Origin of the sequence: Alsobacter sp. KACC 23698 (genome assembly GCF_045348435.1) — a bacterium.
GTDB lineage: Bacteria > Pseudomonadota > Alphaproteobacteria > Rhizobiales > Beijerinckiaceae > Alsobacter.
In genome coordinates, this window is the sequence record NZ_CP157484.1 from 3,928,347 (window position 1) to 3,948,801 (window position 20,455).

Consider the following 20,455-nt stretch of genomic DNA (forward strand, 5'->3'; position numbering starts at 1 on the left):
CCGAGGGAGCCCCGGGCGCGTGCGCATACTTCTGGTCGAGGATTCCGAGGATCTGGGCGACGCCATCTCGTCCAAGCTGCGGCTTTCGGGGCACGCGGTGGAATGGGTGCGCGACGGCGACGCCGCCGCCGAGATGGCCGCCGCCGAGGCCTTCGACGCCATCCTGCTCGACATCAACCTGCCCGGCCGCGACGGCTTCTCCGTGCTGGCGGGCCTGCGCGCCGCCCGCATCGCCTCGCCGGTGCTGGTGATGACGGCGCGCTCTGAGATCGACGACAAGATCGGCATCCTCGACCTCGGCGCCGACGACTACATGGTCAAGCCCTTCGACCTGCGCGAGCTGGAGGCGCGGCTGCGCGCGCTGCTGCGGCGTCCCGCCGGCGCTCTCTCCAGCGCGGTCGCGATCGGCGACCTCGTGATCGACCATGCGGCGGGCCTCGCCCGCCTCGGCGCCGCGCCGCTGGACCTCAGCCGGCGCGAGTTTCGTCTCCTGGAGATCCTGGCGAGCCGCCTCGGCCAGGTCATCCCCAAGCAGCGCCTCATGGACCAGCTCTTCAGCCTCGACGACGAGGTCTCCGAGAACGCGCTGGAGCTCTATGTCTCGCGCCTGCGCCGCAAGCTGCATGGCGCGCCCCTGTCGATCGTGACCGTGAGGGGCGCCGGCTATGCGGCTCGCACCCACGACGCCTAGCGGCTTCTCGCTCGGCCGGCGCCTGCTGGTCGCCGCCGGCGTGGCGCTCGCCGCCGCCACCGTGGCCCTGGTGGCGATCAGTGCGATCTATTCGCGCCAGGCCGCCGACGCGGCGTTCGACCGGCTGCTGGCCGCCTCGGCCCTGTCGATCGCCGGCGCGGTCCAGGTCGAGGAAGGCCGCGTCGCCGTGGAGGTGCCCTTCGCGGCGCTCGCCATGCTGGGCTTCGCGGCCGAGGACCGCATCTTCTACGAGGTGCTCGATCCGGAGGGAAAGCCCGTCACCGGCTACTCGGACCTCGGCGAGGGCCTGGCGCCGGCCCGCGCCGCCGACCCGGTGTTCCAGAACCTCAGCTTCCGGGGCGACGAGATCCGCGTCGTCACCGTGGGGCGCCTGATCTCGCTCGCCGACCATGCCGGCTGGGTCACGGTCCGGGTCGGCGAGACCCGCGACGCCCGGGCCCTGCTCAGCGCCGAGCTGACGCGCCGCGCCGTCTGGCCGCTGCTGGCGCTGGCCGGCGTGGCGCTGCTGCTCGTCCATCTCGGCGTGCGCCGCGCGCTGCGGCCCCTGCGGGCCATCGAGAAGGAGCTCCGCGCCCGCGCGCCCAACGACCTGCAGCCGCTGCGCGCCCCGGCCCCGCACGAGGTCGACGAGCTCGTCACCGCCCTCAACGACTTCATGGCCCGCCTCGGCAACGTCTTCGGCCGCCTCAGCTCGCTGCTGGCCGACGCCGCCCACCAGGTGAGGACGCCGCTGGCCTCGCTGCGCGCCCAGGCCGAGATCGCCCTCGACGAGACCGACCCGGCGCGCCTGCGCGACCGCCTCGGCCGCATCCACGCCAACGCGGTGCAGGCTAGCCAACTCGTCGGCCAGATCCTGATGGACGCCACCATCATCCACCGCCTGGAGAGCCGGGAGAACGCGCCCGTGCCCGTGGCCGGCGTCGTCGAGGACGCGCTGAAGAGCCTCGACCCCGCCGCCATGGCCCGCATCCGGACCCGGATGGACCCCGCGGCCGCCCAGGCGCTGGTGGCCGGCGACCGTGTGGCGCTGCGCGAGATGCTGAAGAACCTCGTCGAGAACGCCCTCCTGCACGCCCCCGAGGGCCCCATCGACGTCACCCTGGAGCAAAGCCGGCCGGACCGCGTAGCCCTGACCGTGCAGGACCGCGGGCCGGGCATCCCGGACGACGAGAAGCAGGCCGTCCTGCAGCGCTTCCGCCGCGGCCGCGCCGCCCGCGACGGCACCGGATCGGGCCTCGGCCTCTCCATCGTGGACTCCGTCGCGCGCGGCCATGGCGGCGCGCTGACGCTGGCGGACCGTCCCGGCGGCGGGCTCGTCGCCAGCGTCGACCTCGCCGCCGAGCCCGCGCCCCACCGCCCGGCGCTGCTGGCGAGCCTCCTCGCCGCCGCCGGCGCGCTCGCGCTGGCCGCGCTGGCGACGCCCGGTCCGGCGCGGGCGGCCGATCCGGTCGTCACCCGCTTCGAGGCCGCCGCGCCCTCGGGCCGCACCCTCGTCATCGCCGGCGCCACCGACAGGGCGCAGTTCGCGCCGGTGATCCGCGACTTCCAGGAGGCCCGGCCCGACGTCGCGGTCGCCTATGTGGATCTCGACACCAGCGACCTGCAGGACCGCTTCCTCGCCGGCTCCATCCAGCCGCCCCCCGACCTGCTGATCAGCTCGGCCATCGACCTGCAGGTGAAGCTCGCCAATGACGGGCTGGCCCTGGCGCACGACTCCGCCTTCACCCGAGCTCTGCCGCCCTGGGCGCGGTGGCGCAACGAGGTCTTCGGCTTCACCTTCGAGCCCGCCGTGATCGTCGCCAATCCGGACCTCGTGCCCGAGCCGCCCCGGTCCCGCTCCGCCCTGGCCCAGCTCCTGGACCGCGACGCCGACCGCTTCCGCGGCAAGGTCGCCACCTACGACATCGTGCGCAGCGGCGTCGGCCACTTGCTGGCCGCGCAGGACGCGCAGGTCTCGTCGGTGTTCTGGCGGCTCGCCAGCGCCATGGGCGGGGCGGGCGCGCAGCTCGTCTGCTGCAGCGGCGAGATGATCGACAAGGTCGAGCGCGGCGAACTGGCGCTGGCCTACAACGTGCTCGGATCCTACGCCTTCGCGCGCCGCGCCGCCGGCGCGCGGATCTCCGTCGCCATGCCCAGCGACTACACCCTCGTGCTCAGCCGCGTGATGCTGATCCCCCGCTCGGCCCCGAGCCCCGACTTGGCGCGCGCCTTCGTCGACCATGTGCTGTCGCCGCGCGGCCAGGCGGTGGTCGCCGGCAAGGCCGGGCTCGGCGCCATCCTGGGCGAAGGCCCGGGGACCGCGGCCGAGATCGCCCGCGAGGCCAAGGGCCCGCTCCAGCCGATCACGATCGGCCCCTGGCTCCTGGCCTTCCTGGACCAGCAGCGCCGCGCCCGCTTCCTGCAGTCCTGGCTGCAGATCGTCTCGCCCAACTGAGCCCTCACGCGCGCCGACAGGTTCGCGACAGGTTCGCGCGTTAAGAACCCGTCAACGGGACAACGATCCCGGACAGGAAGCTCAAGGAGACAAGAGATGACGAAGCTCGCCCTTCCGCTCGCATCGGGCCTGGCCCTCGCGCTCACCGCCGGCGTCGCCGCCGCGCAGGTCCCGCAGGGATACCCGGCCGACTACGCCGCCACGATCGAGGCCGCCAAGAAGGAAGGCAAGGTCGTGGTGTACGGCACCACCGACGCCGCCGCCGCCAACTTCCTGGTGAAGGACTTCGAGGCGCTCTATGGCCTCAAGGTCGAATACAACGACCTCAACTCCACCGAACTCTACAACCGCTTCATCGCCGAGGCCGCCGCCGGCCAGGGCACCGCGGACGTGACGTGGTCCTCCGCGCAGGACCTGCAGATCAAGCTCGTCAATGACGGCTACGGCGCCGCCTACAAGACCCCCGAGGCCGCAGCCATCCCGTCCTGGGCCAACTACAAGGACAGCGCCTACGGGGTCACCTACGAGCCCGTCGCCATCATCTACAACAAGCGCCTCGTCCCGGCCGAGGACGTGCCGAAGAGCCACGAGGACCTGCTGAAGCTCCTCACCGCCAAGCCCGACGCCTACAAGGGCAAGGTCACCGCCTATGATCCCGAGCGCTCGGGCGTCGGCTACCTGTTCTTCACGCAGGACGACCTCGCCTTCAAGCAGGCCTGGGACCTGTTCAAGGCCTTCGGCAAGACCGAGATCAAGCTCTACACCTCCGCCGGCGCCATGCTGGAGCGCGTCACCTCGGGCGAGCACCTCATCGGCTATGGCGTGTTCGGCTCCTACGCCCTGTCGCGCTCCAAGAAGGACGCGAATATCGGCATCGTCCTGCCCAAGGACTACACGCTGATCGCCTCGCGCGTGGCGTTCCTGTCCAGCAAGGCCAAGAACCCGAACGCCGGAAAGCTGTTCCTCGACTACATGCTGTCGAAGCGCGGCCAGACGATCATCGCCAACCAGGCCGAGCTCTACTCGCTGCGCGACGACGTGCAGGGCGAGGCGACGGTCGCCAAGGTCAAGGAGCAGGTCGGGAACGCCATCCGGCCGATCCAGATCAACGCCGACCTGGCGTCGAACCTCGACACCGTGAAGCGCCTCAAGTTCCTGAAGCAGTGGCAGGCGGCCCTCAAGGGCAACTGAGGCGCTTTACTGAAACAGCCCATCGGGAAGAAGCTCCGTCATCCCCGGCGGGCTGCGCAGCAGCCCGGGAAGGGGATCCAGGCGACCGGGCGTCACGCCGCCCCTGGATCCCCTTCTCCTCCGCGGCTTCGCCGCTCCGGCCGGGGATGACGGCCGCCTCGCTTTACACCGCAGCACTTTCGACCCCTGCGGCCGCGCCGGGAGCACCGCCATGCCTTTCGCCGTCTTCCGCTTCGCCACGCTGGCCATCATGGCGTCGGCGGTGCTCGCCCCCATCGGGCTGATCATCTACCAGAGCTTCCTGGACGGGCCGTTCTTCACGCCCAATGTCCACTTCAGCCTCGACGCCTTCCAGTTCGTGCTGGAGGACGACGATTTCTGGGACGCCCTCAAGACGTCCATCATCGTGGCCGCCGGCATGACGGCGATCTCGATCCCGCTCGGCGTGGTGCTGGCCTTCCTGCTCGCCCGCACGGACGTGCCCGGCAAGGCGTTCCTGGAGCCGCTGGTGCTCGTGCCGATCTTCATGTCGGCCGTGGTGCTCGCCTTCGGGTACGTGGTGGCGCTGGGGCCGGTCGGCATCTTCTCCACCTTCGTGAAGGGCATGATCGGCACGGTGCCCTGGAGCATCTACTCGGTCACGGCGATCACCATCATCGCCGGCCTCACGCATGTGCCGCATGTCTATCTCTACACCTCGGCGGCGCTGCAGAACCTGGGCGCCGACCTCGAGGAGGCCGCCCGCACGACCGGCGCGTCGCCGCTGCGGGTGGCGCTGACGGTGAGCCTGCCGATGGTGACCCCCGCCGTGCTCTACGCGGCCGTGCTGATCTTCTTCCTCGGCTTCGAGCTGTTCGGCCTGCCCCTGGTGCTGGGCGATCCCAAGGGCATCCTGGTGCTCGCCACCTACCTGTACAAGCTCACCAACAAGCTCGGCGTGCCGTCTTACCAGCTCATGGCCGTCGTGGTGGTCGCCATCATCCTGATCGCCATCCCGCTCGTCTATCTGCAGCGCCGGCTGCTGGCGCAGTCCAACAAATACGTTTCGGTGCGCGGCAAGGCGGCCAAGCGCGCGCCGCTGCGGCTCGGCGCGCTGCGCTGGCCGGCCTTCGCCATCATCATGCTGTGGTTCGTGGTGACGGTCGGCATCCCGGTCTTCGGCATCCTGCTGCGCTCCTTCGTGACCACCTGGGGCGAGGGCGTGCGCCTCGCCGAGGTGCTCACGCTGGCCCATTACCGCGACCTCGTGGACTACCCGAACGCCATCCACGCCATCGTCAACACCATCCTGATCGGCGCCATCGGCGGCGCCCTCTCGGTGGCCTGCTACACCGCCGTCGCGCTCGCCATGCACCGCTGGCGCTCGGGCTGGACGCGCATCGCCGACTATCTGGTGATGATCCCGCGCGCCATGCCGGGCCTCGTCGCGGGCCTCGCCATGCTCTGGCTGTTCCTGTTCCTGCCGCCGCTGCAGCCGCTGCGCGCCACGCTGGTGTCGATCTGGCTCGCCTACACGGTCGTGTGGCTCGCCTATGGGACGCGCCTCGTCGCTGGCACCATGCTGCAGATCGGCTCCGAACTGGAGGAGGCCGGCCGCTCCGTCGGCGGCACGCAGGGCCGGGTCGCGCGCGACATCACCGTGCCGCTGGTCAAGTCCGGCATGCTGGCCGCCTGGCTGCTGATCTTCCTGATCTTCGCCCGCGAATACTCCACCGGCATCTATCTGCTGGGTCCCGGCACCGAGGTGATCGGCTCGCTCATGGTGTCGCTGTGGGGCACCGGCGCCATCGATCTCGTCTCGGCGCTCGCCGTCATCAACATCCTCATCATCTCGGTGGGCCTCGGCCTCGCCCTGCGTCTGGGAGTGCGCCTCCATGGCTGACCTCGTCATCGAAAACGTCAAGCTGAGCTACGGCGACGTCGACATCCTCAAGGGCGTCTCGCTGTCGGTCGAAAAGGGCCAGATCGTCGCCCTGCTGGGCCCCTCCGGCTCCGGCAAGACCACGCTGCTGCGCTGCGTGGCCGGCCTCGAGCAGCCCTATGCGGGCCGCATCGCCATCGCGGGGAAGACCCTCTTCGACGGCGCCAAGGACATCAACCTGCCGCCCGAGGAGCGCGGCCTCGGCCTCGTCTTCCAGAGCTACGCGCTCTGGCCGCACAAGACCGTGTACGACAACGTCGCCTACCCGCTGAAGCTGCGCGGCGTCGCCGGGGCGCAGATCAAGACCCGCGTCGCCCGGGCGCTGGAGAGCATCGGCATCGGCCATCTGGGCGCCCGCTTCCCGCACCAGCTCTCGGGCGGCCAGCAGCAGCGCGTCGCGCTCGCCCGCGCGCTCGTCTACGAGCCGCCGGTGATCCTGCTGGACGAGCCGCTCTCCAACCTCGACGCCAAGCTGCGCGAGGAGGCACGCGTGTGGCTGCGCCAGCTCATCAGCGAGCTCGGCCTGTCGGCGCTGTGCGTCACCCACGACCAGGTCGAGGCGATGGCGCTCGCCGACCGCATCCTGCTGCTCAACGGCGGCGTGGTGGAGCAGCAGGGCACCCCCGAAGAGATGTATGGCAGCCCGGCGACCCTCTTCGCGGCCGAGTTCATGGGCGCCAACAACCGCCTGCCCGGCAAGGCCGTGAGCGTGGCGCCGGGCGCGGCGTCGCTCCTCTTCGGCGACGAGCGCCTGGAGGGCGTGCCCTGCGGCCCTGTCGCGGAGGGCGACGACGCCTATGGGGTCATCCGGCTGGAGCGCGTGCGGGTGGCCGACGGCCCCGGGCCGAACCGGATCCGCATGACGCTCACGGCCGAGATGTATCTGGGCGAGCGCTACGAACTGCTCTTCCGCAAGGGCGACGTCACGGTGCGCATCTTCTCCGGCGCGCGCATCGCCGGCGGCGACCACTGGCTGGAGTTCCCGCGCGAATCCTTCTGGGTCTGTCCCCGGAGCTGATCCTGGATGGCTGTCCTCCTGGACCTTCGCATCCCCCGCACGATCGACCGCCTGGTCGAGTGGCTCGCGGTGGCGGGCCTCGCCGGCGCCGACGTGGAGGCCTGGGTCTTCGAGGACGCGGCCGCGCGCGCTGCCGCCGAGGCGCGGCTGGCCGCCTGCGGCGTCGCGGCGCGCTTTCGCAGCGCCTACAAGCCGCTCGTGCACCACGTCCTGGAGGAGCTCGACCTCGCCGAGGCCGCATCCCTGGCGCTGCGCTACCCGGTCCACCCGGACGCCGCGCCGGCGCGTTTTCGCATGGAGGCCTATCCGCTGGCCGCCCTGGCGGGCGACATCCCGCTCACGATGGAGCCGGGCGACGCCGGCCTCGAATATCGCCTCGACGTCGTCTTCCGGGACGGGCGCCGCGAGAGCCGCAGCGTCTTCGCGCCGAACCGGGTGCGGCCGGATGCGCTCGGCCGGCCGGCGCTGTCGCCTGCCGGATGGCTGCGGATCAGGCGCGCTCCCGACGGCGCTCCAGACCGCGACGAGACGGTGGAGACCGACCTCGAAGCCGCCTTCGCAGCCGCGATGGCGGCGGTCGACGCCCATCCCTGGGGCGACGCGCAGCCCTATTTCGACCGGCTGCGCATCGCCGTCGGCATCGGCGGGGTCGAACGGACCCTGCCGGTCCTCGACGAGCTCATGAGCACGCGCGAGGGCCTGCACGAGGACCTCTATTTCTCCCTCCTGGAGCGCTTCATCCGCCGCGCCGGCCTGCCCGACGGCGATCGTCGCCTGCGGCCCGGGCAGATCGCGCCCGACATCTTCGCCGCCGAGGGCGACACGACGGTGCGGGTCGAGACGCTGCCGCACGAGCCCCCGCCGCCGGACGTCGCGGCCGAACCGGTGGCCGACGACGCCACGCAGGCGCCGCCTCCGGCCGCCGTGGCCGCCTCCCTCGCCCAGTTCGGCGGCCGCGCCCTGCTGGCGCGCTCGCGGCAGGGCCGGCCGGTGCGCGGCGTCGTCGTCGCGGGCGAAGGCCCGCCGGTCCTGATCACCGGCGGCCAGCACGCCAACGAGACCTCGGGCGTGGTCGGCGCGCTGCGGGCCGCCCGGGAGCTCGCCCGCCAGGGCGCGGCCTTCGCCCTGATCCCGGTCGAGAACCCGGACGGATATGCGCTCCACCAGGCGCTCATCGCCCGCAGCCCGTCCCACATGCATCACGCCGCCCGCTACACGGCGCTCGGCGACGATCTCGAATACCGGTCGGCGCCGCCCTATGGCGAGGCCGAGGCCCGGCGGGAGGCGCTGCTCCTCACCGGCGCGGACCTGCACATCAACCTGCACGGCTACCCGGCCCATGAGTGGACGCGGCCGCTGAGCGGCTATGCGCCGCGCGGCTTCGAGGCGTGGTCGATCCCCAAGGGCTTCTTCCTCATCCTGCGCGTCCGGCCCGGGCTGCAGGCTTATGGACGCGCTTTCCTGGAGCGGCTGACGGCCCGTTTCGCGCCCGTCGCGGACCTGATGGCGTTCAACCGCGCCGAGCTCGCCGCCTATGCGGCGCATGCCGGCGAGGTCGGGGTCCCGACGCTCAACGGGATCGCCTGCGCGCTGGTCGAGCGGCCCGAGCAGCCCTGCCCGCTGCAGCTCATCACCGAATATCCCGACGAGACCGTGTCCGGGGCCGCCTTCCTGCGCGCCCACCGCGTCCAGCGCGACGCGGCGCTGTTCGCCCGCGCCCTCTTCGCCGAGGACGTCGCGAACGGCTTATGGCCGCCCGCCCCCGGAGCCATGGCCTGAGACGCCCGCCGGAGCGGCGAAACTGACGAGCCCAGCCCGCGTTGTCCCCCTGAAACCCCGCTTTCAGAGAGGGCCCGCCATGGCCGCACGTCACCAGGATCGCCTCCCGCAACGGCGAAGCGCCCGCCTCCCCGCCCTGTGGCTCGGCTGCGCGCTGGGCATCCTCGCCGCCGCCTCGCCGGCCCTCGCCCAGAGCGGCGGCGGATCTTCGGGCGGCGGGTCTTCGGGCGGCGGATCCGCCGGCGGCGGCTCGTCGAGCGGCGGCGCCAGCTCCGGCGGCGTCTCGGGAGGCGCCGCGGGCGGGGTCGGCGGGGCTTCCGGGTCGGGGCTTTCGTCCGGCGCCTCGGGAACCGGCGCGGCCGGCGGCGGCCCCGGCTCCATCACCGCGCCTCCTGGCACGGCCCTGTCCGGAACCGGTCAGGCGACCGGCCCAGCCCCCGCGCGCGGGACAGGCCAGCCCACCTCCTCGGGTGCGACCGCCCCGGACGCTTCGCCGGCCAATGCAGGCGGACCGCAGAGCGGCGCCCTCTCGGGCGGCCCCACGGGCGCGAACGCCGGCTCCGGCCAGACCAACGCGGGCGCCGTGAACAGCGGCCCCGTCAACGCCGCCAACCCGGCCGGGACCCAGGCGGGACCGGGCGTGAACGGGCCGGCCTCGCGCAGCGCCGGCGCTGGCGACGTGTGCGGCGACGTCCTCGCCAATCCGAGCAACTTCACCGCCAAGATCATCGCCGACTGCAAGGCCAAGACCGGCAAGCAGCCGGCTCCCCGCTCGGCGGAGATGAAATCCAACGGCATCGCCCCCGTAGACCGCCCGTCGCAGGTCCAGAAAGCGCGCGACGCCGACGACAACCGCGCCGTCGGAAGCATCTGCAGCGGCTGCGGCGTGACCCCGACCGGAAAGAAGCGCTAGCGCACCGCGAGCGACCGAGCCTCGCGCTGTGATTGCGGCGCGAGGCGAACATTAAGCGATTGTTCAGGGCTGGTCGGCAGCGTTGCCTGGGGCGCAATGACGGGCGACACGCATGCCGCTGAGCAGACTGATCTATTACTCCCACCGGCGAATTCCGCCGCGGGAGGGTTTCCAGGCCATCAAGCAGATCCTGGACGTCTCCATCCGGAACAACCGGCGCAGCGCGGTCACCGGCTACATGGTCTTCGACGACCGCATCTTCGCGCAGGTGCTGGAGGGCGAACCGGAGGCCGTGCAGTCCACCTACGCCCGCATCGGACAGGACCGGCGCCACGGCGACCTCGTGCTGCTGGATTCCAGCCGCCAATCGGTCAGGGCCTTCCCCGACTGGGCCATGGGCGCCACGCTCTGGCTCGACGAGATGACGTCCCTCCTGAGCCGGCGCGGCCTGACCGGGCTCGATCCCGAGCGCCTGGGCGCCGGCGGCGTCCTGGAGCTCGCGCTCGCCCTGCACGCCCGCGAGGCCCAGCGCAAGAAGCAGGCCCGCGAGAAGAGCCTTCAGTTCTGATCCCACGCTCCGCAACGAAAAAGGCGGCCGCATCGAAGCGTCCGCCCTCGTTGACCGGTGTCGCGGGACTCAGGCCGAGAGCGCGATGCGCACCCGCGCCTGGGTGGGGATGTCGACTTCCACCTCGAGGGTGGAGATCGCGTCGCCCCGTTCCATCTTGACCCGCACCTTGTCGGGCTCGACTTGCACGTGCTTGGCGATGACCGCCAGGATCTCCTCTCGCAGCACCCCGACGAGGTCGTTCTGGCCGACCATCGCGCGTTCATGGGCGAGGAGGATCTGCAGTCTGTCCCTGGCGACAGGCGCGGAGCCGCGGCGGCTGAAGAACTGCAAGAGGCTCATGCGGCTTTCCTTCCGAACAGCTTGCCGAACAGGCTGCGCCGGTTCTGGGGAACCGACATCGTGATGCTCTCCCCCATCAGGCGCTTGGCTGCGTCCGCATAGGCGCGGGCCGGCGTGCTCGTCGGATTCGAAAGGGTCACGGGCGTGCCCAGATTGGAGGCGCGAAGCACCTCCTGGCTCTCCGGAATGATGCCGAGCAGCGGGATCGAGAGGATCTCGAGCACGTCGTCGACCTTCAGCATCTCGCCGCGCTCGGCGCGGGCGGTGTCGTAGCGGGTGAGCAGCAGGTGCTTGTCGATCCGCTCGCCCTTCTCGGCTTTCAGGGTCTTGGAGTCGAGCAGGCCGATGATCCGGTCGGAGTCGCGCACGGAGGACACTTCGGGATTGGTGACCACGACCGCGAGGTCCGCATGCCGCATGGCGAGCCATGCGCCGCGCTCGATGCCGGCGGGGCTGTCGCAGATCACCCAGTCGAACTTGGCGCGCAGGTCTTCCATGACCTTGGCGACGCCTTCCTCGGTGAGGGCGTCCTTGTCGCGCGTCTGCGACGCGGGCAGCAGATGGAGGTTCTCGAGACGCTTGTCGCGGATGAGCGCCTGCGACAGCTTGGCGTCGCCCTGGACCACGTTGATGAGGTCGTAGACGACCCGGCGCTCGGCCCCCATCACGAGGTCGAGGTTGCGCAGCCCGACGTCGAAGTCGACGACGACCACGTTCTGTCCGCTCTGCGCCAAGGCGGCGCCCAGCGCTGCGGTGGAGGTCGTCTTGCCGACGCCCCCTTTGCCTGAAGTGACGACCAAGACCTTGGCCATTTCCGTCCGTCCTCCTCAACTGTGTCTCTGGCCGGCGCGCGTCGCCGGCTTACGCTGGTTCTCGGAATGCGTCAGTCCATCGCCGCCATCATGATGGCGTCCCCATCGAGCCAGGCCTGGACGGCGCGGCCACGGAGTTCGGGCCTTATCGCGTCGGCGACCTTGTAGAGGCCGTCCAGGGCGACAAGTTCAGCTTCCATTTTCCGACAGAAGATGCGGGCCTTGGCCGCCCCGGTCGTGCCCGCGATGGCGCGTCCCCGCAGCGTCCCATAGACGTGGATGGAGCCCCCGGCCACGATCTCCGCGCCTGACCCGACCGAGCCGGTGACGATGACGTCGCCCTGGGGATGGATGATGACCTGGCCGGAGCGGACCGCCCCGTCGATGACGAGCGCGTCCTGCGCCTTGACGGCCGGCGGCGCCGCATCCGGCGCCCGCGCCTGGGCGTCCAGCACCTCGGCGACGCCCGTCGTCTTGCCGCCGGTCAGGCAGGGCGGCAGGCCGTCGGCCGCGAGGCCCGGCTCCGCGCCCTCGATGCCCATCATGCGCACGTTGCGCTCGGCGAGGTCGTCGACCAGCTTGCGCAGCGCCTCCGCATCGAGGCTCAGCCCCGAGACGTCGAGCACGACCGGCCGGCCGACGAAGAAGCCCGGAGACTGCAGCGCCCAGGCGTCGAACTCGACCAGCCAGTCAGCGACCGGCGCTTCCGGAGCCAGGACCAGCGCCAAGAAGGAGCGGCCACGGAAACGGATGGACTGTCGGGGGGGCGTTGCAATCGTCACGGTTAAGATTCCCTTTCGCATCCTGATCTGAGAGCAGGATGGTTAACGCGGGGTTAAGGCGGGCTCATCCTCGTGACGACTTGTTTACGGTCCTCCGGCAAGCTCCTCGTGGCCCCTCGGGGACGCCGGCGCAGGACGTGCGGGGACGTACGGTCCGGCCAGATGGCACGCCCGATGCTTGGTCAGCGTCGCCTGAGAACACGGAGGACCGCCATGCCTCGCGACGTCGATCTCGCCTGGACCCTTCAGTTTCGATTCGGTGGCGCGCGGCGCCGGCGCGTGCTGCGGACCGCGCGCGACGTGGTCGACCTGATCGCGGCGCTGACGGACGCCGAACGGCGCTGCCTTCACTGGGCGTCAACCCTGGGGGCGATCTCCCGCGCGATGGGATCGGGCCACGCCAAGGCGGCGCTCATCGCCACCGAGATGGTCGAGAACGCGCTCGCCGTCGAAGGCTGGCTGCTGGCCGAACGCGCCGCAGACGAAGCTCCCTCTTTGCTGCACGCCTGACGGCGGCGCGGCCGGCTCAGCCGGACCCCGGGTCGGTCTCGCCCGACTTCACGTCGGGCAGCGCGCCCGCGCCGGGCGTCTTCTCCTCGTCGGTCAGCTCCGGCGATGCGTGCGGGCCGGCCGGATGGAGCGCGCCGGCATCGTCGCGGCGCTGGGGGCGCCGGCCCTCCGGCCGATCTGCGGCCCCCTCGGCCGGAAGCGAGTCGGCGCCGGGCCGCTGGTCCGGGGTCTTCGATCCTGTCGCCATGGCGTCCTCCCTGACGTCACGGCAACGGGCGCGGCAGCCCCAGGTTCCGCCCGCCTGGATTGATGCTTTTCAAGACCTCGACCCCACGAGGCTTCCGCATTAACGAAGCGTTAGGCAGCGCGCTTCATGATGCAACCTCTGGTAGCGAAACGATGAGATGACGGTGCGCGCAGAACTGCAGGCTTCGGTGTCTCAGAGTTTCAGCCTCGCGGAGCGGGCCGGAACCGTTCTGGTGGTCGACGACAGCTCCACCATGAGGACCGTCGTCAAGCGGATCCTGCAGAGGCTGGAGATCGACAACGTCGTCGACGCGCCGGACGCCGCGACGGCCTTCACGCTGCTGCATCAGCGCTCCTTCGGGGTCGTGATCTGCGACCTGCAGATGGAGCCGCATGACGGCTTCCACCTCCTGCGCGGGCTGCGCGAGATGCCCGAGGAGATGGCCGAGACGCCCTTCATCCTGATGACGGCCAGCCTCGACGCCAAGCATGTCGAGGTCGCCCGCTATCGCGGCGCGGACGCCTACATCCTCAAGCCCTTCACCGCCGAGGCGCTGCGCCAGAAGCTCGAAGCCGTGCTGCCGATGGGCCGCTTCGTCGCCCAGCCGGAAGCCGCGATGATCGAGCAGCAGGCCATCGAGCGGCGGGTCAAGACCTTCATCGGCTCTCGCTAGAGAGAACGCTCCGACCCGATGGCGCTCGGCCCCGCGCCGGGGCATGATGCGGCGGCACGAGGAGCGCTCCATGGACATACGACACGCCGGCGGCGTCCCCACCCGCCGCGCCCCCGCCGACGCCTTCACGGGCGTCGTCTGGCAGGATCCCGTCATCGAGGCGCCGGCGCCCGCCCGCATCAGGGCGGCCCGCGTCTCCTTCGAGCCCGGCGCCCGCACGGCCTGGCACACCCATCCGCTCGGCCAGACCCTCTGGGTGCTGGCCGGCGTCGGCCGCGTGCAGTCGGAGGGCGGGCCGGTCCGCGAGATCCGGCCCGGCGATGTGGTCTGGATCCCGCCCGGCGAGAAACACTGGCACGGGGCGGCGCCCGCCACCGGCATGACGCATCTGGCCATGCAGGAAGCTCTCGACGGCGCGCATGTGACCTGGCTCGAGCAGGTCTCCGACGCGGACTACGCCGTCGCGCCGCAGGCCGGGTGATCCTGCTGTCCCGCCCGCCTCAGCGCTCGCCGCGCGACGCCAGCGTCCAGCGGCGCCGGTAGCCTGAGGTCGAAAGATCGACATGCGCGGCCTGCGCCTCGCCGGGCGACAGCTCGTCCAGCAGGGTGACGCCCTCGTCGAACAGGGCCATCTCCTCCTGCACCAGCCGCACCGCCTCGTCGGGGTCCTCGGCCGTGACGAGGTGGTAGGTCGGCACGGGAGACTGCGCTCCCGTGAGCCTGGCTTCGACGATATAGGCCTTCACGCTGGCGACCTCCGGCCGGAACGGGTGCGATGGCGGGCCATGGGCCCGTCACCGGAACGCCCGACGCCATCCTAGGGATGCAACCGGGCCCGTCCAGCCGTCAGGCCGTCCCCGGCTCCTGCGACAGCTCGTAATCGTCGGTATGGACCACGACCCCGTGCGGGCCGAGCAGCAGGATGCCATAGGCGCCCGGCTCGTCGACCGACAGCGACGTGTCGCGCGCGTCGAGATCCATCGGCTGCTGGTGCACCGGGCTCTTGAACACGCAGAACGGCACGCCCCGGTGCGAGCCGCTGATGGTGCGGTGGACATGGCCGGCCACGATCTGCCGGACGTTGGGCCGCCCTTCGAGCGCCGCGTAGAACGCCTCGCCGTTCTGCAGCGCGATCGCGTCCATGCCGGCGAACCCGGTGGCGTGGGGCGGGTGGTGCATGACGATCGCCACCGGCGCGTCGCCCGCCGCGTCGAGCTCGCGCCCGAGCCAGGCCATGCGCTGGGGGCAGAGCGCGCCCGCCGGGCCCCGATCCATCACGGTGTCGAGCAGCAGCAGCCTGTAGCCGCCGATCGTCAGCGCCTCCTGGACGAAGCCGTCTTCGTCGCGCGCCGCCTCCGGGAACGCCGCCTGGAAGGCGGTCCGGTCGTCGTGGTTGCCGATCATCAGGCTGACCGGAACGGCCAGACGCGCCAGTGCGCCCCGCACCCGCGCATAGGACGCCGCGTCGCCGCGATGCGTCAGGTCGCCGGCCACGATCACCCGCTCGGCGTCAGGATGGCGGCGGTTGATGTGGGCCACGGCGGCCTCGAGCCGCCTGAGCGGATCGAGGCCGATGATCGAGACGCCCTCCGGCGTCATGTGGAGGTCCGTGAGGACGATCAGTTTCGACATGCTTTCCCCCACCGCCTCATCCGGCCGTCTTGGCGATCCGGACCAGCGTGAACAGGTCCAGCGGCGGAAGCGCCCGGCGCTCGACGAGCCGCATGCCGGGCGTGCGGTCGATCCAGTCGCCGATGATCGCGAAGGGGAATTCGGGCCGCCATCCCAGGCTGGCGCTGCGCCGGGCGAGCCAGTTCTCGCCCCAGGCGCGCAGGCCCGTCTCGGCGCCCACATGGTTGACGAGCACGATCTCGCCGCCCGGCTTCAGCACGCGGGCGAACTCGTCGAGCGTTCCGTGCGGATCGGGAACCACCGTCATCACGTAGGGCGCGACGACCGCGTCGAAGGCGCCGTCCGGGAAAGCCAGCCGGGTGGCGTCCATCACGCACAGCCCCGCCACATGGGCGAGGCCCTTCTCGGACACCCTCTCCTGCGCCTTGCGCAGCATGGGCTCCGACAGGTCGACGCCCACCACCGTCGTGGCCGGGCTCCAGAGCGGCAGCTCCAGCCCGGTGCCGACCCCGACGTCCAGGATCACGCCGCCGGGCCGCTCCGAGGCGGCCGCGGCCGCCTTGCGGCCCGGCGCCATCACGGCCGTGAAGGCGAGGTCGTAGACCGGGGCCCAGCGCGCATAGGCGGCTTCGACGGCCTTGTTGTCGAGTTCACCCACCGTTCAGCCGCGCGCGACGGCGGCCAGGGCCGGGCGGGCCGACGCGAAGGCGGCGTCCCGGGCGGCGCTGCGGATCACCCCGCCGCCCAGCACCCGCGCGCCCGGCGCGACGCTGTCGTAGAACACGCAGGCCTGCCCCGGCGAGACCCCGTATTCGCCCGCCAGGAGATCGACGGAGAGCTCCCCGTCCTGGCGGCGCAGCAGCGCCGGCTGCGGGTCGCGCGTCGACCGCACCCTGACGGCGATCTCGGTTCCGTCCTCGGGGAGAGCCTCCAGCGGCTGGTCCCCCAGCCAGTTCACTTCGCGCAGGGCCACGGAGCGGGTGGCCAGCGCCTCGCGCGGACCCACGACCACGCGCGCGTGCTCGGCCTCGATCCGCACCACGTAGAGCGGCTCCCCGGTGGCGACCCCGAGCCCCTTGCGCTGCCCCACGGTGAAATTCATCACCCCGTGATGCGCGCCCAGCACCCGGCCGTCCACATGCCGGATCTCGCCGGGCTCGGCCGCCTGCGGCTTCAGCTTGGCGATAATATCGGTGTAGCGCCCCGTGGGAACGAAGCAGATGTCCTGGCTGTCGGACTTCTCGGCCACCGAAAGCCCGTAGCGCCGGGCCAATTCCCGGGTCCGCGCCTTGTCGACGCCGCCCAGCGGGAAGCGCAGCATGGCCAGCTGCTCGGGCGTCGTGGCGTAGAGGAAATAGCTCTGGTCCCGCTCCGGGTCGGCGGCGCGGTGCAGCGCCCGGCGGCCGTCCGGCAGCGCCCGGCTGGACACGTAGTGCCCGGTGGCGAGCGCCTGCGCGCCCAGCTCGCGGGCGGTGTCGAGCAGGTCGCGGAACTTGATCTTGCGGTTGCACTCGATGCAGGGCACCGGCGTCTCGCCGATCATGTAGCTGTCGACGAAGCGGTCGATCACCTCGCGCCGGAAGCGGCTCTCATAGTCGAGCACGTAATGCGGGACGCCCAGCAGCTCCGCCACCCGGCGCGCGTCGTGGATGTCCTGCCCGGCGCAACACGAGCCGGCGCGGTGCGCCGCGTCCCCATGGTCGTAGAGCTGCAGGGTGACGCCCACCACGTCGTAGCCTTCCTGCTTCAGGATGGCGGCCACGACGGAGGAATCGACGCCGCCCGACATGGCGACGACGACGCGCGTCTCTTCCGGTCGGCCCGGAAGATCCAGGCTGTTCAGCATGGGCGTCTGCACCGAGATCTCGGCCGGGAGAAGGTCCCGGCGCCGTTGCGGTCATTCTACAGCCTCGCGCCCGACGGTGCCAGCAGCGCGCCGCGGCCCGGCAAAAGCTGCCGCGGCGGCAAGACATGTCCGGCGTCGGACGATCGGCTGCGAAGCGAAGTGGCTTGATTCATTGGCGATTTCATGGCCGGCGAGCTGGCCCGACGATTGCAGCTGATATCGCGCCACTTTCCCGACGAGCCTCATGTCCGCATCTCTCACCCGCACGCCCGCCAGCCCGATCGCCGTTCCGCGGCCCGCGACGGCGCCGGCGCGCGCCCCGTCGCCGTCGTCCTCCAGGGCCGACTTCGCCGCGCAGGTCGCCGCCGCCGATGCGCAGGATCGCGCCGCGCAGGATCGCGCCGCACAGGATCGCGCCGCGCAGGCCGCCGCCAAGCCGGCGGCCCGGACCCAGCCGGCCGGTCGCGGCGACGCCTCGCGCCCGCCCGGCCCGGCCAAGGACCGCAGCGACGCGGCGCCGGACCAGGAGGCTCCTGACGCGGCCGGCCTTGCGGCCGCGCAGGACGGTCCCCGTGAAGACGCCGGCGCCGCGCAGGCCAAAGCCGCAGCTGCGGCTGGCCAGGCCGACGCCGACGCGGCCCGGGAGAAGGAACCCGACGTTGCGTCCGACGACGGGTCGCCCGACGCCGCGGCGCCCGACCCGACCGCCGTTCCGCCGCAAGCCGCTGTCGCGGCGGATGCGGCCGGCCAGCCGCTCGTTCCGCCGGCTCCCGCGCCCGTCGCCCCCCCGGTCGTCGCCGACCAGGCGACCCAGCCTCAGCCCCAGGCCCCAGCGGTCGCCCAGGCTGCCGCCGCGGCGTCGGCGGCCGCCGGCGCGCCCGTCGGCAAGGATGCGGCGAGCACGCCCGTCGCGGCCAAACCCGGCCCGCGTGGCGCAGCCGCCGCGGCGGCCCCGTCCGCCGCCTACGATCAGGCGCCCGACGCCGCGCAAGCCGCCCCTGCCGAAGGAGGCCTCGCCGAAGCCCTGAAGGCCGCGCTGGCCGAGGGGGACGCCGCCGGCGGCGACGACGCGAAGCAGGACCCCGATCCCTCGGCTCCGAAAACGCCGAAACCCGCCGCGAAGGACGTGGCGCTGGCCGCCCCGGCCGCGCCGGACGCTCCCGCATCGTCTCCTCCAGGCGACGCCTCGGCCGGAAAGCCGGCCGCGGACCCCCGTCGCGCCGCTATCGAAGCCGCCGCGCCGTCCGACAAGGCGCGCGCCGCGGAAGGCCCCGAGCCCCGGCGAGCCGCGAAGCCCGAGGCCGCCTCCCAGGCGGCGGCGACCTTCCAGGCCCTGGTGAGCGACGTCACCGCCCCGGCCGCGCCGCGCGCGCAGGACCCGGCAGCCGCCCTCGCCGCCCCGCAGGATCCCCGCGCCGCGGCCGCGCCGGCCACACCGCCCGTGCCTCTCTCGGCGCTTCCGATCGAGATCGGGATGCGGGCGCTGCAAGGCGGCCAGAGCTTCCAGATCCGCCTCCATCCCGAGGAATACGGGCGCGTGGACGTCAAGCTGGACATCGACGGGGACGGCGCGGTCTCGGCCCAGCTGGTCGTCGATCGGGTCGAGACGCTCAACCTGCTCCAGCGCGACGCCAAGACGCTGGAGCGCGCCTTCGAACAGGCCGGGCTGAAGACCTCGGACTCCGGCCTGCAATTCTCGCTCAACAGCAATCCCGGCGGTCAGGACAGGACCGGCCGGGACGCCCCCGCGCATCGCGGCGCGTCCGACTCCGCCCAGGAGGCCGACCCGCTGCCGCCCGATCTGGCCGCCGCCCTCCGCTCCATCCGGACCGGCGCGGGCGGGCTCGACATCCGGATCTGAACAGGCTTGGAGCCGACATCATGGCGACCGTCAACCAAACCTCTTCGAGCCCGTCCAGCGCCCCGTCGAGCGGGACGAGCACGGACCGGACGACCCTGGCGAATAACTTCGACCAGTTCCTCATGCTGCTCACCACGCAGCTGAAAAACCAGAACCCGCTCGATCCGCTCGACACCAACCAGTTCACCCAGCAGCTGGTGCAGTTCGCCTCGGTCGAGCAGCAGATCAAGACGAACACCCAGCTCACCAGCCTGCTCTCGGCCACCAAGTCGACGACCGCCGTCAATGCGCTCGGCTTCGTCGGCGCCACGGTGACGGCGGACGGCGCGACCGCCCATCTGTCGGGCGGCTCGGCGACCTGGACGCTGAACTCGCCCAAGGCCGCGCAGGCCACGATCACGATCAAGAACAGGGCGGGCGACGCGATCTACACCGAGAGCCGCAGCCTCAGCTCCGGGTCGCAGCCCTTCAAGTGGAACGGGACCAGCAACAGCGGCGCGCCCCAGAACGACGGCGACTTCACCATCTCGGTGACCGCCACCGACACGTCCGGAGCCGCGGTCGCCGTGACGACCCAGATCGAGGGCGTCGTCGACGGGGTGGACCTGACCACCGACATCCCCACCCTGAAGATCGGCGCGGTCTCCGTCCCGATCGACCGGGTCAAGAGCATGCGCAAGTCGTGATCCGCGTCGGATGTGCGGTGGTCAAAAACCGCAGGTTGCGCTTAGGCAAATTTTAAGCGGAAGGTCCCTATGCTCATTCCCGACACTGGTCAGTCGAGTTGTGTTGTGTGAGCGTATCAATGACCGAGACCTACCGCCCGCGGGCGAAATACGTGATCGGCCCGGACGGCAGCCCGCTGACGATCGCGGACCTGCCACCCTCGAACACGAGACGTTGGGTGATCCGCCGCAAGGCCGAGGTGGTGGCCGCGGTGCGCGGTGGGCTGCTCAGCCTCGAGGAGGCCTGCACCAGGTACACCCTCACCGTGGAGGAGTTCCTGTCCTGGCAGGCTTCGATCGACGAGCATGGCCTCGCCGGACTGAGGACCACCCGGATCCAGCAATACCGCCACTGACCGACCTCGCACCCAGGAAGCGCCGGCATCGTCCGGCGCTTTTCTTTTTGGTCGATCCGCAGCCGGCCGAACCGTCATTAACCGGGCGCTAACCCTAAGCCGGGCAATTATTGCCTAGCCGGAGGCCACCGCC

At 71.6% G+C, this 20,455-nt stretch carries 22 protein-coding genes; 14 read left to right on the forward strand and 8 right to left on the reverse strand.

Annotated features, from left to right (window positions below; all coding sequences use genetic code 11):
- The first annotated feature begins 19 nt into the window (after positions 1 to 19).
- The 8 genes from ABEG18_RS18710 (at position 20) to ABEG18_RS18745 (ending at position 10,536) form a co-directional block, all read left to right on the forward strand.
- Entirely contained in the window at positions 20 to 691 is a 672-nt protein-coding gene (locus ABEG18_RS18710) for a response regulator (protein ID WP_406854558.1), read from the forward strand.
- Positions 666 to 3,146: an extracellular solute-binding protein gene (locus ABEG18_RS18715; RefSeq protein WP_406854559.1), complete on the forward strand. Its 2,481-nt coding sequence runs from the start codon at positions 666 to 668 to the stop codon at positions 3,144 to 3,146. The genes ABEG18_RS18710 and ABEG18_RS18715 overlap by 26 nt, the downstream gene beginning before the upstream one ends.
- 96 nt (positions 3,147 to 3,242) lie before the next feature.
- Positions 3,243 to 4,337, forward strand: a complete 1,095-nt coding sequence (locus tag ABEG18_RS18720) for an ABC transporter substrate-binding protein (RefSeq protein ID WP_406854560.1) — start codon at positions 3,243 to 3,245, stop codon at positions 4,335 to 4,337.
- Between the two features lie 211 nt (positions 4,338 to 4,548).
- Positions 4,549 to 6,219: an ABC transporter permease gene (locus ABEG18_RS18725; RefSeq protein WP_406854561.1), complete on the forward strand. Its 1,671-nt coding sequence runs from the start codon at positions 4,549 to 4,551 to the stop codon at positions 6,217 to 6,219.
- Complete coding sequence (locus ABEG18_RS18730) at positions 6,212 to 7,276, forward strand: ABC transporter ATP-binding protein (RefSeq protein WP_406854562.1); 1,065 nt, start codon at positions 6,212 to 6,214, stop codon at positions 7,274 to 7,276. The genes ABEG18_RS18725 and ABEG18_RS18730 overlap by 8 nt, the downstream gene beginning before the upstream one ends.
- A 6-nt stretch (positions 7,277 to 7,282) precedes the next feature.
- On the forward strand, positions 7,283 to 9,055 hold the full coding sequence (locus tag ABEG18_RS18735; protein ID WP_406854563.1) for a M14 family zinc carboxypeptidase: 1,773 nt from the start codon (positions 7,283 to 7,285) through the stop codon (positions 9,053 to 9,055).
- 79 nt (positions 9,056 to 9,134) lie between these two features.
- Positions 9,135 to 9,968 carry a hypothetical protein gene (locus ABEG18_RS18740; RefSeq protein ID WP_406854564.1) on the forward strand — a complete coding sequence of 278 codons (834 nt, stop codon included), beginning with the start codon at positions 9,135 to 9,137 and terminating at the stop codon, positions 9,966 to 9,968.
- Positions 9,969 to 10,080: 112 nt separating this feature from the next.
- Positions 10,081 to 10,536: a BLUF domain-containing protein gene (locus ABEG18_RS18745; RefSeq protein WP_406854565.1), complete on the forward strand. Its 456-nt coding sequence runs from the start codon at positions 10,081 to 10,083 to the stop codon at positions 10,534 to 10,536.
- Between the two features lie 69 nt (positions 10,537 to 10,605).
- Here ABEG18_RS18745 and minE read toward each other — a convergent pair whose 3' ends face one another.
- From minE to minC, 3 genes are all read right to left on the reverse strand, one after another.
- A complete protein-coding gene (gene minE / locus ABEG18_RS18750; RefSeq protein ID WP_406854566.1) occupies positions 10,606 to 10,878 on the reverse strand; it encodes a cell division topological specificity factor MinE in 273 nt (90 codons plus the stop codon).
- The gene (gene minD, locus ABEG18_RS18755; RefSeq protein ID WP_406854567.1) at positions 10,875 to 11,690 is read right to left on the reverse strand and encodes a septum site-determining protein MinD; all 816 of its coding nucleotides are present in this window, start codon (positions 11,688 to 11,690) and stop codon (positions 10,875 to 10,877) included. Before minD ends, minE begins: the two co-directional genes overlap by 4 nt.
- Before the next feature lie 71 nt (positions 11,691 to 11,761).
- The gene (gene minC / locus ABEG18_RS18760) at positions 11,762 to 12,493 is read right to left on the reverse strand and encodes a septum site-determining protein MinC (RefSeq protein ID WP_406854568.1); all 732 of its coding nucleotides are present in this window, start codon (positions 12,491 to 12,493) and stop codon (positions 11,762 to 11,764) included.
- Between the two features lie 192 nt (positions 12,494 to 12,685).
- On the opposite strand from minC, the gene ABEG18_RS18765 reads away from it, so the two are divergent.
- On the forward strand, positions 12,686 to 12,982 hold the full coding sequence (locus ABEG18_RS18765) for a hypothetical protein (protein ID WP_406854569.1): 297 nt from the start codon (positions 12,686 to 12,688) through the stop codon (positions 12,980 to 12,982).
- A gap of 16 nt (positions 12,983 to 12,998) precedes the next feature.
- On the opposite strand, the gene ABEG18_RS18770 is transcribed toward ABEG18_RS18765, so the two are convergent.
- The gene (locus tag ABEG18_RS18770) at positions 12,999 to 13,229 is read right to left on the reverse strand and encodes a hypothetical protein (protein ID WP_406854570.1); all 231 of its coding nucleotides are present in this window, start codon (positions 13,227 to 13,229) and stop codon (positions 12,999 to 13,001) included.
- Positions 13,230 to 13,392: 163 nt separating this feature from the next.
- Here ABEG18_RS18770 and ABEG18_RS18775 point away from each other — a divergent pair, with 163 nt between their 5' ends.
- Both ABEG18_RS18775 and ABEG18_RS18780 read left to right on the forward strand, forming a co-directional pair.
- Positions 13,393 to 13,902 carry a response regulator gene (locus tag ABEG18_RS18775; RefSeq protein ID WP_406854571.1) on the forward strand — a complete coding sequence of 170 codons (510 nt, stop codon included), beginning with the start codon at positions 13,393 to 13,395 and terminating at the stop codon, positions 13,900 to 13,902.
- A 70-nt stretch (positions 13,903 to 13,972) separates the two neighbouring features.
- The gene (locus ABEG18_RS18780; protein WP_406854572.1) at positions 13,973 to 14,383 is read left to right on the forward strand and encodes a cupin domain-containing protein; all 411 of its coding nucleotides are present in this window, start codon (positions 13,973 to 13,975) and stop codon (positions 14,381 to 14,383) included.
- A 19-nt stretch (positions 14,384 to 14,402) separates the two neighbouring features.
- Here the strand turns inward: ABEG18_RS18780 and ABEG18_RS18785 are convergent, their stop codons facing one another.
- The 4 genes from ABEG18_RS18785 to mnmA form a co-directional block, all read right to left on the reverse strand.
- On the reverse strand, positions 14,403 to 14,648 hold the full coding sequence (locus ABEG18_RS18785; RefSeq protein WP_406854573.1) for a hypothetical protein: 246 nt from the start codon (positions 14,646 to 14,648) through the stop codon (positions 14,403 to 14,405).
- Positions 14,649 to 14,748: 100 nt separating this feature from the next.
- Positions 14,749 to 15,534 carry a phosphodiesterase gene (locus ABEG18_RS18790; RefSeq protein WP_406854574.1) on the reverse strand — a complete coding sequence of 262 codons (786 nt, stop codon included), beginning with the start codon at positions 15,532 to 15,534 and terminating at the stop codon, positions 14,749 to 14,751.
- 16 nt (positions 15,535 to 15,550) lie between these two features.
- Positions 15,551 to 16,192, reverse strand: coding sequence for a class I SAM-dependent methyltransferase (locus ABEG18_RS18795; RefSeq protein WP_406854575.1), 642 nt, complete (start codon positions 16,190 to 16,192; stop codon positions 15,551 to 15,553).
- 3 nt (positions 16,193 to 16,195) lie between these two features.
- Positions 16,196 to 17,380, reverse strand: coding sequence for a tRNA 2-thiouridine(34) synthase MnmA (mnmA, locus tag ABEG18_RS18800; RefSeq protein ID WP_406858645.1), 1,185 nt, complete (start codon positions 17,378 to 17,380; stop codon positions 16,196 to 16,198).
- Between the two features lie 244 nt (positions 17,381 to 17,624).
- On the opposite strand from mnmA, the gene ABEG18_RS18805 reads away from it, so the two are divergent.
- From ABEG18_RS18805 to ABEG18_RS18815, 3 genes are all read left to right on the forward strand, one after another.
- Positions 17,625 to 19,241, forward strand: coding sequence for a flagellar hook-length control protein FliK (locus tag ABEG18_RS18805; protein ID WP_406854576.1), 1,617 nt, complete (start codon positions 17,625 to 17,627; stop codon positions 19,239 to 19,241).
- A 20-nt stretch (positions 19,242 to 19,261) separates the two neighbouring features.
- On the forward strand, positions 19,262 to 19,927 hold the full coding sequence (locus ABEG18_RS18810; protein WP_406854577.1) for a flagellar hook assembly protein FlgD: 666 nt from the start codon (positions 19,262 to 19,264) through the stop codon (positions 19,925 to 19,927).
- 119 nt (positions 19,928 to 20,046) lie between these two features.
- Positions 20,047 to 20,322: a DUF1153 domain-containing protein gene (locus ABEG18_RS18815; RefSeq protein WP_188519295.1), complete on the forward strand. Its 276-nt coding sequence runs from the start codon at positions 20,047 to 20,049 to the stop codon at positions 20,320 to 20,322.
- Positions 20,323 to 20,455: the final 133 nt, after the last annotated feature.

Excerpts from the sequence above, each read along its gene's own strand:
- ABEG18_RS18745 (WP_406854565.1), top strand. The coding sequence starts at position 10,081 with ATGCCGCTGAGCAGACTGATCTATTACTCCCACCGGCGAATTCCGCCG.
- ABEG18_RS18725 (WP_406854561.1), top strand. The coding sequence starts at position 4,549 with ATGCCTTTCGCCGTCTTCCGCTTCGCCACGCTGGCCATCATGGCGTCG.
- ABEG18_RS18805 (WP_406854576.1), top strand. The coding sequence starts at position 17,625 with ATGTCCGCATCTCTCACCCGCACGCCCGCCAGCCCGATCGCCGTTCCG.
- ABEG18_RS18765 (WP_406854569.1), top strand. The coding sequence starts at position 12,686 with ATGCCTCGCGACGTCGATCTCGCCTGGACCCTTCAGTTTCGATTCGGT.
- minC (WP_406854568.1), bottom strand. The coding sequence starts at position 12,493 with ATGCGAAAGGGAATCTTAACCGTGACGATTGCAACGCCCCCCCGACAG.
- ABEG18_RS18810 (WP_406854577.1), top strand. The coding sequence starts at position 19,262 with ATGGCGACCGTCAACCAAACCTCTTCGAGCCCGTCCAGCGCCCCGTCG.
- ABEG18_RS18790 (WP_406854574.1), bottom strand. The coding sequence starts at position 15,534 with ATGTCGAAACTGATCGTCCTCACGGACCTCCACATGACGCCGGAGGGC.
- ABEG18_RS18780 (WP_406854572.1), top strand. The coding sequence starts at position 13,973 with ATGGACATACGACACGCCGGCGGCGTCCCCACCCGCCGCGCCCCCGCC.
- ABEG18_RS18815 (WP_188519295.1), top strand. The coding sequence starts at position 20,047 with ATGACCGAGACCTACCGCCCGCGGGCGAAATACGTGATCGGCCCGGAC.
- ABEG18_RS18715 (WP_406854559.1), top strand. The coding sequence starts at position 666 with ATGCGGCTCGCACCCACGACGCCTAGCGGCTTCTCGCTCGGCCGGCGC.
- minD (WP_406854567.1), bottom strand. The coding sequence starts at position 11,690 with ATGGCCAAGGTCTTGGTCGTCACTTCAGGCAAAGGGGGCGTCGGCAAG.
- mnmA (WP_406858645.1), bottom strand. The coding sequence starts at position 17,380 with ATGCTGAACAGCCTGGATCTTCCGGGCCGACCGGAAGAGACGCGCGTC.
- ABEG18_RS18720 (WP_406854560.1), top strand. The coding sequence starts at position 3,243 with ATGACGAAGCTCGCCCTTCCGCTCGCATCGGGCCTGGCCCTCGCGCTC.
- ABEG18_RS18730 (WP_406854562.1), top strand. The coding sequence starts at position 6,212 with ATGGCTGACCTCGTCATCGAAAACGTCAAGCTGAGCTACGGCGACGTC.
- minE (WP_406854566.1), bottom strand. The coding sequence starts at position 10,878 with ATGAGCCTCTTGCAGTTCTTCAGCCGCCGCGGCTCCGCGCCTGTCGCC.
- ABEG18_RS18770 (WP_406854570.1), bottom strand. The coding sequence starts at position 13,229 with ATGGCGACAGGATCGAAGACCCCGGACCAGCGGCCCGGCGCCGACTCG.
- ABEG18_RS18740 (WP_406854564.1), top strand. The coding sequence starts at position 9,135 with ATGGCCGCACGTCACCAGGATCGCCTCCCGCAACGGCGAAGCGCCCGC.
- ABEG18_RS18735 (WP_406854563.1), top strand. The coding sequence starts at position 7,283 with ATGGCTGTCCTCCTGGACCTTCGCATCCCCCGCACGATCGACCGCCTG.